The sequence below is a fragment of the Pseudomonas sp. PvP100 genome, from assembly GCF_017833055.1.
GTDB classification, from domain to species: domain Bacteria; phylum Pseudomonadota; class Gammaproteobacteria; order Pseudomonadales; family Pseudomonadaceae; genus Aquipseudomonas; species Aquipseudomonas syringae.
On sequence record NZ_JAFIBO010000001.1, the window covers coordinates 2,550,494 to 2,564,479 of the forward strand.

Sequence of the window (13,986 nt, forward strand, 5' to 3'; positions counted from 1 at the left end):
TTTATTGAGCCTGGATCATTTACTGAACTGTTTGCCCAGCCCTGCCGGCACGCCACTGACATCAGTCGCCTGCCACGGACCGTTGGGGCTGGTTGCCCAGCTCCAGCCGTCATTCCACTGGTAGTAAGTGCGCTGGCGATAGAAGGTATTAGGCTGATCGTCCATCACGTACACGCCCAGGCGCGGGTCCCAGTGGCTGCCGCCGCCCGGTGGCGGCGCGAAACTGGCCGAGGACTTCGGCGCTGCGGCAGGCGCCTTGGCAGGCTCCGAAGGCGCGCTACTCGGACGCGGTGCGCCGGGCTGCTGGCCACCCGGCAGGTTAAGGATAGGATCCTGGCTATGTGGCGGTGCCGGATGCTGGACAGCACAGGCACTCAGGCCAACGACCAGACCCAACAAGGTGATGCGTGCGGTACGGTACATAAGCGAATTCTCTAGTTATCCGGACTGTCAATGGTCAACGCCTGCTGCGCCGCAGTATCACTGGCCAGTGGCTGACTGCGGCCGACCCACTCACCGGTGGTTGGCTGCCCTGCGCGAGACACTCGCGCAACCAGTTGGACTTGCGCAAAGTTCGACAGGTTCAGTTGCGGCATCATTGCGTCGGCATCGCTCAGTTCCACGTAGGCAGGCAGGTCCGCCGCGGTAATGCGTTTGACCGCCAAAGGCGCTGCCGGGCCATTGATCGCGCGGGCGAAGATGAACACGCTGTCGTTCGGCCTTACCTTGCCTTGAAGCGCCGCAGCCAGCTCGACATGAATTTTTATCGATTTAGTCTTCACCGCCGGCGCCGCGTTTGCCACGCGTTTGGCGAGGTTTTCTCTGGCGCGGGCAATACCGCCTTCCAGTGCCGAACGCGATGCGTCATCTGCGGGCAGTGCTGCAAGCAACCGGGTCCAGTAATCCACCGCCGCCTGATAGCGCTGTGTTTCGAACGCGGCAATCCCGAGCAGGCCAAGGCTAGTGACTTCCTTGGGGTCAGCCTGCAGCGCTTCGTCGGTCAGCGCCTGCACCTGGGGTGTGAAGTGTTTGCCACTGGCGAAATACAGCGCCTGAGCCCACTGCCCGAGCAACTCGGGCTGCCTTCCGGCCAGCGCCACCGAGCGCTCGAACATCTGCGCGGCATCACCCGGACGGTTCTGCGCCATGTAGCTGCGCGCCAGAAAATACAGGTTTTCGGCTGAATCCGGTTGAGCCTGCACGCTGCGCTCAAGGCGCTGGGTCATGTCTGCCAGCGAGGTGGGTGGTCGAGCGAATTCGCGACTCAGTTCAACCCGGTCACTGGCACCCAGCTGGAGATAGCCCGCCAGCCCCAACACCGGGACCAGCAGCGCAGCCAGCACCAGAAGGGGCTTGCCCAGACGCGATGTGCGGGCAGGCTCGGCGCCTTCGGTGTCGGCAAGCAGCTCACGCGCTGCTTCGGCACGTGCAGACTGCAATTGCGCCACCGACAGCACGCCCTGCTCCTGCTGAACCTGCAACTCGCTCAACCGCTCTTGATACAAGGCCACATTCAGAGCTGTGCGGTCTTCTTCCCGTTGCGCGCGATGGCCGCGCAGCAGCGGAATCAGCAAAAAGCTCAGCGCGACCATCAGCAACAGCCCGGTAGCCATCCAGAAGTCGATCATGGGCGGTGCTCATCCAGCAAGGTGGCAAGACGCTGCTTCTCATCTTCGCAAAGCTCGTCGGTCTGTGCGGATTGTGCCTTGCGGCGGCGGCCAACGATAAGGCCGATCACCACAAACCCGCCAACCAGCAGGCCGGCGGGCCCGAACCACAGCAGCCAGGTGCGTGCATTGAGGCTCGGCTTGTAGCGAACGAAATCGCCATAGCGATCGACCATGAAATCGATGATCTGTTGATTGCTCTGCCCTTCGCCCAGCATGCGGTAGATTTCCTTGCGCAAATCAGCGGCAATCGGCGCATTGGAGTCGGCAATGTCCTGGTTCTGGCATTTCGGGCAGCGCAGTTCTCGGGTCAGTTCGCTGTAGCGCGCGCGCTCAGCATCGTCGCGAAAGGCATAAGCGTCGATGGCCGCGTGAGCGATGCCGGAACACAGCACGCTGAACAGGACGATCATCAGGCAGCGCTTCATGGCCGCGCCTCATCGACCAGTTGCTGATAACGCGCGGCAAGCTTTTCGCGCCACACTGCGTCGTCGATAACCCCGACGTGTTTGTGACGAATGACGCCTTGGGCATCGATCAGGAAGGTTTCCGGCGCACCGTACACCCCCAGGTTAAGGCCCAGAGAACCGTCCTGGTCACGAATATTCAACTGATAAGGATCATGGAATTCCTTGAGCCACTTCAGCGCGTCCGCGTTGACGTCCTTGTAATTCACGCCGTAGATCAGCACGCCCTGCTGCGCCAGCCGGGTCAGCACCGGATGCTCCACCCGGCAGGCCACGCACCAGGTGCCCCAGACGTTGACCAGCGCAGGTTTGCCGAGCAGATCGGCACGGCTCAACATCCGCTCACCCTGCACCGCCGGTAGCGAGAATGCCGGAAAAGGCTTGCCGATCAGTGCCGAGGGCAGCTCGGCGGGGTCCAGATACAAACCGCGATACAAAAACGCCGCCACGCCCAGAAACAGCACCAGTGGCAGCACCATGACCCAGCGTCTCATTGTGCTGCTCCCGACAAACCCAACGCCTCGCGCACCTTGTTCTTTACCCGGGTGCGATAACGCCGGTCCAGCGCCGCCAGCACCCCGCCCAGGCCGGTCAGCAGGCCGCCCAGCCAGATCCAGCGCACAAACGGTTTGACGTGAACCCGAACGGCCCACGCGCCATCGCCCAGCGGTTCACCCAGGGCGACATACAGGTCCCGGCTGAAACCGGCATCAATGCCCGCTTCGGTCATCACCGACTGCTGCACGGTGTAGAGGCGCTTCTCCGGGTGCAGTTCGGTCAGTTGAACGCCGTCGCGCAACACGCGAACCGTGCCCCGATCAGAGGTGAAGTTCGGCCCTTCATAATGCCGGGCACCCTCGAAGACAAAGGTATACCCACCCAGTTCGGTGGACTCACCAGGGGCCATGCGCAAATCGCGCTCGGCGCTGTTCTGGCTCGACAGCACCACCCCCAGCGCGCACACGACAATCCCAAGGTGCGCCAGCTGCATGCCCCAATAGCTGCGGGTCAGACCGCGTGCGCCGCTGAGCAGACCCTTGTGGCGGGTCTTGTCGAGCAGGTCGCGAACCCCGGCCAGCAGCACCCAGGCGGCGAGCATCAGGGTCGCCAGCACCGCCCACTGGAAATCGCCCAGCAGCAGACCGGCCAGCACCGCCAGGACGACGCTGCCGATTAGTACCGGGGCCAGCATGCCAAGCAGCCATTTCAGCGGCGTGTCCTTCCAGCGCACCAGTACGCCGACCGCCATCACCACCAGCAACAAGCCCATCAACGGCACGAACAGCGTATTGAAGTACGGCGGGCCGACCGACATCTTGGCGCCGCTCATGGCATCGATCACCAGCGGATAAAGGGTGCCCAGCAGAATCATGGACGCAGCAACCACCAGCAACAGGTTATTGCCCAGCAGCAGGGTTTCCCGCGACCACAGGCCGAATCCGACCTGGCTTTTGACCACTGGTGCGCGAATCGCGAACAGGGTCAGCGAGCCACCCACCACGACCAGCAGGAACATCAGGATAAACACACCGCGTGCCGGGTCCGAGGCAAAGGCGTGCACGGAGGTCAGCACCCCGGAACGGACCAGGAAGGTGCCCAGCAGGCTCAAAGAAAACGCAGCAATGGCCAGCAATACCGTCCAGCTCTTGAATACGCCACGTTTTTCCGTGACCGCCAGCGAGTGAATCAGTGCAGTGCCGACCAGCCAGGGCATGAACGAGGCGTTTTCCACCGGGTCCCAGAACCACCAGCCGCCCCAGCCCAACTCGTAATACGCCCACCACGAGCCCAGGCTGATGCCGATGCCGAGAAAGGCCCAGGCCACCAGCGTCCACGGACGAGACCAGCGCGCCCAGGCAGCGTCGAGTCGACCGCCGAGCAAGGCCGCGATGGCGAACGCAAAGGCTACGGAGAAGCCGACATAGCCCATGTACAGCATCGGCGGATGCACGATAAGGCCAATGTCTTGCAACAACGGGTTCAGATCACGTCCATTCGCGGGCATCTGCGGCAACAGACGCGCGAACGGATTTGAGGTGAGGATCAGAAACGACAGGAAACCTAGGCTGATCATGCCCATCACGGCGAGGACCCGCGCCAGCATCACCTGCGGCAGTTGCCGGGAAAACACCGACACGGCGAAGGTCCAGCCACCGAGAATCAATGCCCAAAGCAGCAACGAACCTTCATGCGCGCCCCACACGGCGCTGAACTTGTAGTACCAAGGCAGCGCGGTGTTGGAGTTCTGTGCAACGTAGGCAACCGAGAAATCATCAATCATGAACGCGTAGGTCAGGCAACCGAAGGCGAAGATCAGAAAGCTGAACTGGCCCCAGGCTGCCGGACGGGCAAGGCTCATCCACAAGCGATCACCGCGCCATGCGCCGATCAGCGGAATGATGGCCTGCACCAGCGCAAAGCAGAATGCCAGAATCATGGCCAGCTGGCCGAGTTCGGGAATCATCGATCAACCCTGTTTGACGGGTGTGGAAGGCACAGCCGGTGCCGCCTGACCGCTGTCACGCAGCGCCTTGGTGACCTCGGGGGGCATGTATTTCTCGTCATGCTTGGCCAGTACTTCATCGGCCACCACTACGCCCTGTGCATTGAGTTTGCCCAGCGCCACGATGCCCTGCCCTTCACGAAACAGATCGGGAAGAATGCCCCGATAAGTGATGGTCACCGACTTGTTGAAATCGGTGACCACAAAACGCACGTCCAGCGAATCGGCCGAGCGCTGCAAGGAGCCCTTTTCGACCATGCCGCCAGCCCGAATGCGCCTATCCAGCGGTGCCTCGCCATTGGCGATCTGGCTGGGGGTGTAGAACAGGTTGATGTTTTCCTGCAAGGCGCCGAGGGCCAGGGTCACGGCCAGACCGACACCGGCCAGCAGCGCGACAATGATCAACAAGCGTTTTTTGCGCAGCGGGTTCACGGGCGATTCTCCCGCTTCAGGCGACGTGCCTGCTGTTTCAGAAACCGCTGCCGCGCCCATAGCGGCAACGCCACGTTGATCAGCAGCACCACAAGGCACAAACCGTAGGCCGACCAGATAAATACGCCGTGGCGGCCCATGGCAAGAAAATCGCTGAACGATGCAAAACTCAAAGCGTGTTCTCCGACTGCGCTGTCGTGTGGCCCAGGCTGCGCAGAATCTCGGCCTTGGCCCACTGGGTGCGCGCTTCGCGACGCAGCACTTCAAGACGCATGCGCATCATCAACAGCACGCCGAACAAGCAGTAGAAACCCAGCGTGGTAAACAGCAGCGGCAGCCACATTTCAGCCGGCATGGCGGGTTTTTCCGTGAGGCTGAACGTCGACCCCTGGTGCAGGGTGTTCCACCACTCGACCGAATACTTGATGATCGGAATGTTCACCACACCGACGACGGCCAGCACCGCGCAGGCCTTGGCGGCGCTGTCGCGGTTACTGATGGCATTGCCCAGCGCGATCAGGCCGAAATACAGGAACAGCAGAATCAGCATCGAGGTCAGTCGCGCGTCCCAGACCCACCATGCTCCCCAGGTGGGCTTGCCCCAGATCGCGCCGGTCGCCAGCGCCAGCGCGGTCATCCACGCGCCAATCGGTGCAGCGCAGTGCAGTGCGACATCGGCCAGCTTGATTCTCCAGACCAGCCCGACCACCCCGCACACGGCCAGCATGACGTAACAGGACTGGGCGAGCATCGCGGCGGGTACGTGGATATAAATGATCCGGAAGCTGTTGCCCTGCTGGTAATCCGGCGGCGCGAACGCAAGGCCCCAGACCATGCCGATGACCAGTAACAGCACAGCGGCAACACTCAGCCAAGGCAGCAGGCGTGCGCTGACGCGGTAAAACCCTTTCGGCGAGCCGAGCGTGTGCAGCCAGGCCAAACCGATGCTGCTTTTCATGGCGTTGCTTTTCATCAGGGTGCATCCAGGGTGTTGACCGGCATCGAAGTCTCGATCCCGGAACCTCAATTATTCGCCGATGCTGATTTTCAGGCCAGCGGCTATCGCAAAGGGTGTCAGGGTGATCGCCAGCGCCGCCAGGCTGCCCAGCCACAGCAGATAGCCGGTCGCCGGCATGCCCTGCAGCGCGGCCTGCAACGCGCCACTGCCCAGAATCAGCACCGGGATGTACAGCGGCAGAATCAACAATGCCAGCAGCAGGCCGCCACGCTTCAAACCCACGGTCAACGCCGCGCCCAATGCCCCCAGCAGGCTGAGCACCGGGGTGCCCAGCAGCAGCGAAACCATCAACACCGGCAGGCACTGCACCGGCAGACCGAGCATCAAGGCCAGCAAAGGTGACAACAGTACCAGTGCCAGCCCGGAAAAAACCCAGTGTGCCAGCACTTTGATCAGCACCAGAAGGGCCAGCGGGTGCGGCGAAAGGACCCACTGCTCCAGCGAGCCGTCCTCGAAATCACTGCGCAACAGCCCGTCCAGCGACAGCAGCACGGCCAGCAGTGCCGCCACCCAGACCAGCCCCGGCGACAAGGTTTGCAACAATTGCGTCTGCGGCCCCAGCGCCAGCGGGAACAGGGCGACCACGATCGCGAAGAACACCAGCGGGTTGGCCAGCTCTGCCGGACGCCTCGCCAGCAGCCGCACCTCACGGAGCATCAGCAGAACAAACACATTGCTCATGCTGACCACTGCCCCAGGTCGAGGTCCCGATAGCCCGCGGGCAGACGGCTCAGGCTGTGGTGGGTGGTCATGACAATCATGCCGCCGTGTTCACAGTGCTCGGCGAGGTGTTTCTCCAGTTGCTCGATGCCTTGGCGGTCGAGCGCGGTAAACGGCTCGTCGAGCAGCCAGAGTGGCGGGCCCGGCAGATACAGACGTGCCAGCGCGACGCGACGCTGCTGCCCGGCCGACAAAGTGTGACAGGGCACGTCCTCGAAACCTGCAAGGCCGACCGCATCTAGCGCGGTAGCTATCGCGCCGGCATCGGCTGGCTGGTGCAGGGCGCTGAGCCAGGACAGGTTTTCCAGCGGCGTCAGCACATCCTTGAGCGCTGGCGCATGACCGATCCACAACAGCTTGCTGCCCGGTGCCGCGGGCCCACGATCCACTGGTTGCGCGTCGAGCACCACCTGCCCGGCCGTTGGCTGCATCAACCCGCACAGCAGGCGCAGCAGGCTGGTCTTGCCGCAGCCGTTGGGACCGCTGATCTGCAGCATGTCGCCCGCGTGCAGATGAAGATCGAGGTTTTCGAACAGCATCCGCCCGTCCCGCTCACACGCCAGAGCCGTCGCTTGCAAAAATGGGGTGGCTGGGATCATGAAGCGTTTCCAGTGCTTTGCGTCGCGAAATGTGCCAAAACAGAGACATACAGAGTAAAACGCGGTTCAAGTCGGGATTGATACGGCCGTTACATGAAGAGAAGTTAATGGCGGCTGGTCCGGTTTCGGCCGGTATTATACATGCGAGTCCTGTTATCAAAGGGGCAATTTCCTCGGGTTGATAGTTCAATGACAGGCGACATCACCAGCGTTCCGGCAACAAACGCCACCCTGACACTGTTGCGCGCCGGCATCTCCCCCGCGCAAGTGCTGACCATGCTGCAATCAGCGGAAAATCTGATCCCTGAAGGCGAAACCGCTAACGCCGAAGTGCTGACCCTCAAGCAGGTCAACCAGAACTTCCAGCTGCTGTTGCGGCTGGTGCTCGCCAACGGCAGCCTGACCAATTTACCGGTCACCAGCAGCGTCCCGTTCACGCCCGGCAGCCTGCTGCAAGTGGCGCAGGCGTCGGCCAACGAGCTGACCTTGACGCTGCAGCAGCTCAACGGCGCGCTGAAAAACTCGATGACCAGCATCGATACCCAACAATTACCGGTCGGCACGCTGCTGCAAGGCAAAGTCATGACCAGCCAGGTGATCGCTCAGGCAGTCAATCAACTGGCCACCCAGAACCCCGCTGCGGCGACGCCCATCTACCGCTCCATCGTGATGCTGCTCAACACGGCGCTGGCGGGTTCCAGTCTGACCATCGAGAGCCCGCAGCCGCTGACGGTTGGCAGCCTCTTGAGCGCTCAGGTACAAGGCAATCAGGCACTCAACTTCGTGGCCCTGCCCGGTCGTTTCGACCAACTGGCCGTGGCGCAGCAACTGTCCGCACAGCAAAATCGTCAAGGCTCGCTGGACACCCTGATCAATGCCCTGCAAAACCTGCAGTCCGGCAGCCCGACCAGCACCAGCCCGGCCATCAGCGCGCCGCTGCTGGCCAGTATCAATCAGTTGCTCGCCGACCTGCCCGACGTCGAGCAGATGACCACACCTAAGGGCGTGGCCCAGGCGCTGAACGCCAGTGGCGTGTTTCTGGAAGCCAGACTGCTGGCCGGATTGAACCCGGCGCAGCAGCTACCGGACATGAAGGCCAACCTGATGCGTCTGATCGCCCAGATCCTGCCCGGCCTGCCGGACAATATGTCTTACGGCGCAGCGGCGGCGTCCAACACCCTGGCGCGCACGATGCCCAATGCAATCCGCAATGCGCTGGGCACCCTCGGCCTGGTCGCGGCACGCACTCAGCCAAGCATTTTTCCGCTGCCGTCGCGCACGGTCAGCGGTGGCGAGAAAGAGGATGATCTGGAAATCCTCCTCAAGCTCGCTGCGGCTGCTGTCTCACGCCTGCAAAGCCATCAACTGGGCGGGCTGGAACAAACGCGCACCAACGCCGACGGCACCCAGGTGACCACCTGGCAGCTGGAAGTGCCGATGCGCAACGCCCACGACATCGTGCCCTTGCAGGTCAAGGTGCAGCGTGAAGACACGCCCGATCAGGACGCGGCCGAAGACCGTGATGGTATCGAGATCAAGGACACCCGGGAAAAGCTCTGGAAAGTCGACCTGGCGTTCGATCTCGAGCCGTTGGGCCCCTTGCAGGTGCATGCGCAGTTACTGCGCGGCACGCTGTCCAGCCAGCTGTGGGCCGAGCGCCCCGACAGCGCGGCATTGATCGAACATGAGCTGGGGTATCTGCGCGAACGGCTGATAGCCTGCGGCCTGGCAGTGGGCGAACTGGCCTGCAGCCACGGCGCACCACCAAGCGGTCCGCGTACCGCGCTCGAACAACGCTGGATCGACGAGAACGCCTGATGAGCCTACCCGAACACACTCCGCGCCAGGCTCTTGCCCTCAGCTATGACGGCCAGCACGCCCCGACGCTCAGCGCCAAGGGCGACGACCAGTTGGCCGAGGCGATTCTGGCCATTGCCCGCGAATACGAAGTGCCCATCTATGAGAACGCTGAACTGGTCAAGCTGTTGGCCCGCATGGAATTGGGCGACAGTATTCCCGAGCCGCTGTACCGCACGATTGCCGAAATCATCGCGTTCGCTTGGCACCTGAAAGGCAAGTTTCCGGCTGGTCAGGACCCGAACGCGCCACCTGTCGAGCGCGATATTACGCCGCGCTACTGACTGCATAAGCGCTGGCCGGTATCACATTGCAATCGGCTTGCGCCCTGCAAACGAATGCGCCAGCGTGCCGCCGTCGACCAGGTCCAGCTCGCCACCCAGAGGAACGCCGTGGGCAATGCGCGATGCGACCAGGCCCTTGTCATGCAGCAACTGGGCGATGTAATGCGCGGTCGCTTCGCCTTCCACCGTTGGATTGGTCGCGAGGATCACCTCGGTGAAGGTGCCCTGCTGGCTGACGCGTTCCATCAATTGCGGAATGCCGATGGCCTCCGGTCCCAGGCCGTCGAGCGGCGACAGGTGCCCCTTGAGCACGAAGTAACGACCGCGATAGCCGGTCTGCTCCACCGCATAGACATCCGTCGGGCCTTCGACCACGCACAACAGCGTGTCATCGCGACGCGGGTCTGCGCATTGCGGGCAGAGTTCCTCTTCGGTCAGCGTGCGGCACGAGCGGCAGTGACCCACGCCGTCCATCGCCTGCCCCAGTGCCTGCGCCAGCCGCGAACCGCCGCTGCGGTCGCGCTCCAGCAACTGCAACGCCATGCGCTGGGCGGTTTTCTGACCGACGCCCGGCAGCACGCGGAAGGCATCGATCAACTGGCGAATCAGGGGGCTGAAGCTCATGGAGAAAAATCCGACAAAAACACAAGACGCGGTTTATACCCGCGCGTTGCCGTGAGCGTCAATTAAGGTGTTCAACACAGCGACCAACAGCGTGCCGGTGCTTTGCCGAATCAGGCTTTCAGGGCTGTCTCGAGAAACTCGGTCAACGCCTGTACCCGTGCGCTGCGATGCTTTCGTACAGGCACCAGCAGGTTGATCGGCGCACTGGCCAGTTGCCAATCGGCAAGCACCCGCACCAGCCTGCCGCTGGCAATGGCGTCGCTGACGTCCCACTGCGAGCGCAACACGATGCCCAGCCCCTGTTCGGCCCAACGCCGGGCGACCGAGCCGTCGTTGCTGAGCAGCGCGGGCTCGATGCGCAGGGTCTTTTTCGTCTGGCCCTTGCTCAGGTGCCAGAGGGTGACGTCTTCATCGTTTTCGCGAATGCAGATGCAGCGATGGCCAGCCAGTTGATCGGGCGTCGAGGGCACACCATGCTGCTCGATATATGCGGGGCTGGCGCACAGCCAGCGATGATTCTGTGCCAATGGCCTGGCGATCCACTGGCTGTCGTTGAGGCTGCCGATGTGTATCACCGCATCGCTGTCGTGACGGTCCGGCCAGGGTGTTTCGCGCAGGTCCAGCTGCAGACACAACTGCGGATGCAGCCTGGCGAAGCGCGCCAGCAGCGGCGCAATGCGCTGGCGTCCATAACCGAACGGCGCAGCCAGGCGCAGCGTGCCCACCAGCCGTTCATCACGCTGCCTGAAAGACTCCGGGAGTGCCTCCAGTTGCTCCAGCAACTGTGCGCTTTCGCGGGCGAAACGCTCACCATCAGCGGTCAGACTCAGGCGTCTGGCGTCGCGACTGGCCAGGGTGATGCCCAGTTGCGTCTCCAGTTTGCGCAAGCGCATCGACAACGCCGGCGGCGAGACGTTGAGGATTCTGGCGGCAGCACTGAGCGATTCGCAGCGCGACAGGGTCACGGCCAGACGCAGGTCTTCGATAGCAATCATTCACTTCAGCTTAAGGATTGATGATCATGCATTGAACCACAGCTTCATCATCGCTGCGTAGAGTGGCTGCCGTACCCAGCCACACGAGCGCTTTCCATGTCAGCTTCCCTGTCTTCTCTCGATACGCCTGTCGCGCTGCTCGATGTGTCGCGCATGCAGCACAATATCCAGCGTATGCAACAACGCATGAACGAGCTGGGCGTGCGTTTGCGCCCGCACGTCAAGACCAGCAAATGCCTGCCGGTCATACAGGCGCAGATTGCAGCGGGTGCCAGCGGTGTCACGGTGTCGACGCTGAAGGAGGCTGAGCATTGCTTTGCCGAGGGCATCGATGACGTGTTCTATGCCGTCGCCATTGCACCCGGCAAGCTGGAGCAGGCACTCAGACTGCGGCGCAAGGGTTGCCGCCTGAGCATCCTGACCGACAGCGTGACGGCTGCCCGGGCAATTGTCGCCTTCGGCCAGGCGCATGACGAACGTTTCGACGTCTGGATAGAAATCGATTGCGACGGTCATCGCTCCGGCCTGACCGTCGACGACCCCTCGCTCGTCGAGGTCGCGAGCACGCTGGTCGACGGTGGCATGCAACTGCGTGGGGTAATGACCCATGCCGGGTCCAGTTATGACCTCGACACACCCGCAGCACTGCAAGCCCTCGCCGAACAGGAACGCAGGCTCTGCGTCAGCGCCGCCGAGCGGATTCGTCAGGCAGGACTGCCCTGTGCGGACGTCAGCATCGGTTCAACGCCGACGGCACTTTCGGCGCAGAGCCTGCACGGCGTGACCGAAGTTCGCGCCGGGGTGTATGTGTTCTTCGATCTGGTGATGCACAACATTGGCGTATGCCAGGCAGATGAGTTGGCCCTGAGCGTGCTGACCACGGTCATCGGCCATCAGCAGGACAAGGGCTGGATCATCGTTGACGCAGGCTGGATGGCCATGAGCCGCGATCGCGGCACGCAGCGCCAGAGTGAGGATTTCGGCTACGGCCAGGTGTGCAGCGAAAGCGGTGAATGGATCGACGGTGCACGGGTCACCGGTGCCAATCAGGAGCACGGCATCATCACGCTTGCTGCGGGCAGCGAGGCCGACATCAGCGAGCGTTTTCCCATCGGCAGCCGACTGCGCATTCTGCCCAACCACGCCTGTGCCACCGGCGCGCAATTCCCGGACTACCACGCCTGCGACAGCGAAGGCGCAATCCATACCTGGAGTCGCCTGCATGGCTGGTGAGATGAAACCGATCAGTACGTCCCTGGCCGCAGCACCCGGTGGGCATTATTCGCAGGCGATGCTGCATCAAGGCATGCTGCATGTTTCCGGACAACTGCCGGTGCGCGCCGATGGCAGTCACAGCGTCGGCGAGCCGTTCGAGGTCCAGGCTGCGGTCGCGCTGGACAATCTGCTGGCCATCCTTGGCGCGGCGGGATGCAATACGGATGACCTGCTGAAAGTGACCATTTATATCGCCGGCGTCCAGCATTGGCCTGCCTTCGACCGCCTCTACGCGGGCTATCTGGGCGAACATCGCCCTGCGCGCGCGGTGGTGCCGGTTCCGGAATTGCACCACGGCTACCTGATCGAGATCGAAGCGCTGGCGCGTTGCAGCCAATCAACATGACCGGGAGCCCTTCATGACCCCACAAAAAAGCGATGTCCTGATTATCGGCGGCGGCTTCATGGGCGCGTCCTCCGCGTTTTTTCTGCGCCAGCACGGCCGTTCGGTCACCCTGCTGGAGCGCGACCAGATCGGCCAATACGCCAGCGGCGTGAATTTCGGCAACGTGCGCCGTCAGGGACGGTTTCTCGGCCAGCTGGAACTGTCCAATCGCTCCTGGGCACTGTGGAAGCGCCTGCCGGAGCTGATCGGCGAAGACCTGGAATTCATTCCCAGCGGGCATATGCGCGTGTGCTATCGCGAAGACGAAATCGCCGAACTGGAGGCCTATGCCGCCGCCCCGCAAGCCCGCGAGCTGGACTTGCAGATCCTTTCCGGCAAGGCGCTGCACGACCGTTTTCCGTTTCTCGGTGCACAAGTCAAAGGCGGTTCCTATGCGCCCCATGACGGGCACGCCAACCCAAGGCTGGCAGCCCCCGCGTTCGCCCGCGCGGCGATTCGTGCGGGGGCAAGAATCGAAGAACGCACTGAAGTGACCGAGGTACAGAAGGTCGGCGGCGAGTTTCAAGTCACCACCGCCGATGGACAGCTATTCGTCGCCGAACAGTTGCTCATCACTGCCGGTGCCTGGGGTGCCAGGCTCGCCGAGCAGTTCGGCGAGTCTGTACCTCTTGAGCCCAACGGACCGCAGATGTCGGTGACAGAACCGGTACCTTACGCACTGCCGACGGTGATTGGGGTGTTTACCAGGATCAAGGAAGAAGTGATCTATTTCCGACAGATCCCGCGCGGCAACATCATCATCGGGGGCGGCAATCGCAATAGACCGGACATGCTCAACCGCCGCGCCTACTTCAAGCCGGAGAGCCTGATCAACCAGATGAAACAGATGAAACGCCTGCTACCGGGCGCAGAAAAGCTGAACATCATCCGCGTATGGAGCGGCATCGAGAGTTACACACCTGACTCGCTGCCGATCATGGGCCGCAGCGGCAAAGTCGACGGCCTGTTCTACGCGTTTGGCTTCTGCGGCCATGGTTTTCAGCTTGGTCCCGGCGTCGGTGACGTCATGGCCGAGCTGATCAGCACCGGCAGCACGCGCACGTTGATCAGCCCGTTCGATATTCGCCGCTTCACCGACCCGACCGCCATCGAGATGCCGCTCATGTCCAGCCTGATGAGCACCGGAAAGCTGGTATGAG

General features: G+C 62.5%; 17 protein-coding genes. 5 read left to right on the forward strand and 12 right to left on the reverse strand.

Going from position 1 to position 13,986, the window contains the following annotated elements; all coding sequences use genetic code 11:
- Positions 1–15: 15 nt before the first annotated feature.
- Genes JOE39_RS10715 through ccmA form a run of 10 tightly spaced genes read right to left on the reverse strand, consistent with a single transcriptional unit; the run spans position 16 to position 7,406 of the window.
- Positions 16–423 carry a lipoprotein gene (locus tag JOE39_RS10715; protein WP_003316888.1) on the reverse strand — a complete coding sequence of 136 codons (408 nt, stop codon included), beginning with the start codon at positions 421–423 and terminating at the stop codon, positions 16–18.
- A gap of 11 nt (positions 424–434) precedes the next feature.
- Positions 435–1,628, reverse strand: a complete 1,194-nt coding sequence (gene ccmI / locus JOE39_RS10720; RefSeq protein ID WP_096138645.1) for a c-type cytochrome biogenesis protein CcmI — start codon at positions 1,626–1,628, stop codon at positions 435–437.
- The gene (locus JOE39_RS10725) at positions 1,625–2,095 is read right to left on the reverse strand and encodes a cytochrome c-type biogenesis protein (protein WP_003316886.1); all 471 of its coding nucleotides are present in this window, start codon (positions 2,093–2,095) and stop codon (positions 1,625–1,627) included. The genes ccmI and JOE39_RS10725 overlap by 4 nt, the downstream gene beginning before the upstream one ends.
- A complete protein-coding gene (locus JOE39_RS10730) occupies positions 2,092–2,628 on the reverse strand; it encodes a DsbE family thiol:disulfide interchange protein (protein WP_096133175.1) in 537 nt (178 codons plus the stop codon). Before JOE39_RS10730 ends, JOE39_RS10725 begins: the two co-directional genes overlap by 4 nt.
- Entirely contained in the window at positions 2,625–4,598 is a 1,974-nt protein-coding gene (locus tag JOE39_RS10735) for a heme lyase CcmF/NrfE family subunit (RefSeq protein WP_032660838.1), read from the reverse strand. Before JOE39_RS10735 ends, JOE39_RS10730 begins: the two co-directional genes overlap by 4 nt.
- A gap of 3 nt (positions 4,599–4,601) precedes the next feature.
- Positions 4,602–5,069: a cytochrome c maturation protein CcmE gene (ccmE, locus tag JOE39_RS10740; RefSeq protein ID WP_003391427.1), complete on the reverse strand. Its 468-nt coding sequence runs from the start codon at positions 5,067–5,069 to the stop codon at positions 4,602–4,604.
- On the reverse strand, positions 5,066–5,242 hold the full coding sequence (gene ccmD, locus JOE39_RS10745; protein WP_003344186.1) for a heme exporter protein CcmD: 177 nt from the start codon (positions 5,240–5,242) through the stop codon (positions 5,066–5,068). The genes ccmE and ccmD overlap by 4 nt, the downstream gene beginning before the upstream one ends.
- Positions 5,239–6,042: a heme ABC transporter permease CcmC gene (locus JOE39_RS10750; protein ID WP_003391426.1), complete on the reverse strand. Its 804-nt coding sequence runs from the start codon at positions 6,040–6,042 to the stop codon at positions 5,239–5,241. Before JOE39_RS10750 ends, ccmD begins: the two co-directional genes overlap by 4 nt.
- A 54-nt stretch (positions 6,043–6,096) precedes the next feature.
- On the reverse strand, positions 6,097–6,768 hold the full coding sequence (ccmB, locus tag JOE39_RS10755; RefSeq protein ID WP_003417786.1) for a heme exporter protein CcmB: 672 nt from the start codon (positions 6,766–6,768) through the stop codon (positions 6,097–6,099).
- The gene (ccmA, locus tag JOE39_RS10760; RefSeq protein WP_024682911.1) at positions 6,765–7,406 is read right to left on the reverse strand and encodes a cytochrome c biogenesis heme-transporting ATPase CcmA; all 642 of its coding nucleotides are present in this window, start codon (positions 7,404–7,406) and stop codon (positions 6,765–6,767) included. The genes ccmB and ccmA overlap by 4 nt, the downstream gene beginning before the upstream one ends.
- Before the next feature lie 189 nt (positions 7,407–7,595).
- Between ccmA and JOE39_RS10765 the strand changes: the two genes are divergently transcribed.
- Positions 7,596–9,224 carry a flagellar hook-length control protein FliK gene (locus tag JOE39_RS10765; RefSeq protein ID WP_057445660.1) on the forward strand — a complete coding sequence of 543 codons (1,629 nt, stop codon included), beginning with the start codon at positions 7,596–7,598 and terminating at the stop codon, positions 9,222–9,224.
- Positions 9,224–9,547 (forward strand): EscU/YscU/HrcU family type III secretion system export apparatus switch protein, encoded by a 324-nt coding sequence (locus JOE39_RS10770; RefSeq protein WP_057445659.1) that lies wholly within the window; start codon positions 9,224–9,226, stop codon positions 9,545–9,547. Before JOE39_RS10765 ends, JOE39_RS10770 begins: the two co-directional genes overlap by 1 nt.
- 21 nt (positions 9,548–9,568) lie before the next feature.
- Here JOE39_RS10770 and recR read toward each other — a convergent pair whose 3' ends face one another.
- The gene (recR, locus tag JOE39_RS10775; protein WP_003316874.1) at positions 9,569–10,171 is read right to left on the reverse strand and encodes a recombination mediator RecR; all 603 of its coding nucleotides are present in this window, start codon (positions 10,169–10,171) and stop codon (positions 9,569–9,571) included.
- A gap of 110 nt (positions 10,172–10,281) precedes the next feature.
- Positions 10,282–11,166, reverse strand: a complete 885-nt coding sequence (locus JOE39_RS10780; RefSeq protein WP_003391417.1) for a LysR family transcriptional regulator — start codon at positions 11,164–11,166, stop codon at positions 10,282–10,284.
- 96 nt (positions 11,167–11,262) lie between these two features.
- On the opposite strand from JOE39_RS10780, the gene JOE39_RS10785 reads away from it, so the two are divergent.
- The 3 genes from JOE39_RS10785 to JOE39_RS10795 are packed head-to-tail and all read left to right on the forward strand — an operon-like array spanning position 11,263 to position 13,985.
- On the forward strand, positions 11,263–12,399 hold the full coding sequence (locus JOE39_RS10785; RefSeq protein WP_003316872.1) for a DSD1 family PLP-dependent enzyme: 1,137 nt from the start codon (positions 11,263–11,265) through the stop codon (positions 12,397–12,399).
- Positions 12,389–12,787 (forward strand): RidA family protein, encoded by a 399-nt coding sequence (locus JOE39_RS10790; protein WP_057445658.1) that lies wholly within the window; start codon positions 12,389–12,391, stop codon positions 12,785–12,787. The genes JOE39_RS10785 and JOE39_RS10790 overlap by 11 nt, the downstream gene beginning before the upstream one ends.
- A gap of 13 nt (positions 12,788–12,800) precedes the next feature.
- Positions 12,801–13,985, forward strand: coding sequence for an FAD-binding oxidoreductase (locus JOE39_RS10795; protein WP_210077384.1), 1,185 nt, complete (start codon positions 12,801–12,803; stop codon positions 13,983–13,985).
- Position 13,986: the final 1 nt, after the last annotated feature.

What these genes read in the sequence shown, in the direction of transcription:
- JOE39_RS10715 (WP_003316888.1), bottom strand. Translation starts at nt 423, where the DNA reads ATGTACCGTACCGCACGCATCACCTTGTTGGGTCTGGTCGTTGGCCTG.
- ccmI (WP_096138645.1), bottom strand. Translation starts at nt 1,628, where the DNA reads ATGATCGACTTCTGGATGGCTACCGGGCTGTTGCTGATGGTCGCGCTG.
- JOE39_RS10725 (WP_003316886.1), bottom strand. Translation starts at nt 2,095, where the DNA reads ATGAAGCGCTGCCTGATGATCGTCCTGTTCAGCGTGCTGTGTTCCGGC.
- JOE39_RS10730 (WP_096133175.1), bottom strand. Translation starts at nt 2,628, where the DNA reads ATGAGACGCTGGGTCATGGTGCTGCCACTGGTGCTGTTTCTGGGCGTG.
- JOE39_RS10735 (WP_032660838.1), bottom strand. Translation starts at nt 4,598, where the DNA reads ATGATTCCCGAACTCGGCCAGCTGGCCATGATTCTGGCATTCTGCTTT.
- JOE39_RS10750 (WP_003391426.1), bottom strand. Translation starts at nt 6,042, where the DNA reads ATGAAAAGCAACGCCATGAAAAGCAGCATCGGTTTGGCCTGGCTGCAC.
- ccmB (WP_003417786.1), bottom strand. Translation starts at nt 6,768, where the DNA reads ATGAGCAATGTGTTTGTTCTGCTGATGCTCCGTGAGGTGCGGCTGCTG.
- ccmA (WP_024682911.1), bottom strand. Translation starts at nt 7,406, where the DNA reads ATGATCCCAGCCACCCCATTTTTGCAAGCGACGGCTCTGGCGTGTGAG.
- JOE39_RS10765 (WP_057445660.1), top strand. Translation starts at nt 7,596, where the DNA reads ATGACAGGCGACATCACCAGCGTTCCGGCAACAAACGCCACCCTGACA.
- JOE39_RS10770 (WP_057445659.1), top strand. Translation starts at nt 9,224, where the DNA reads ATGAGCCTACCCGAACACACTCCGCGCCAGGCTCTTGCCCTCAGCTAT.
- recR (WP_003316874.1), bottom strand. Translation starts at nt 10,171, where the DNA reads ATGAGCTTCAGCCCCCTGATTCGCCAGTTGATCGATGCCTTCCGCGTG.
- JOE39_RS10780 (WP_003391417.1), bottom strand. Translation starts at nt 11,166, where the DNA reads ATGATTGCTATCGAAGACCTGCGTCTGGCCGTGACCCTGTCGCGCTGC.
- JOE39_RS10785 (WP_003316872.1), top strand. Translation starts at nt 11,263, where the DNA reads ATGTCAGCTTCCCTGTCTTCTCTCGATACGCCTGTCGCGCTGCTCGAT.
- JOE39_RS10790 (WP_057445658.1), top strand. Translation starts at nt 12,389, where the DNA reads ATGGCTGGTGAGATGAAACCGATCAGTACGTCCCTGGCCGCAGCACCC.
- JOE39_RS10795 (WP_210077384.1), top strand. Translation starts at nt 12,801, where the DNA reads ATGACCCCACAAAAAAGCGATGTCCTGATTATCGGCGGCGGCTTCATG.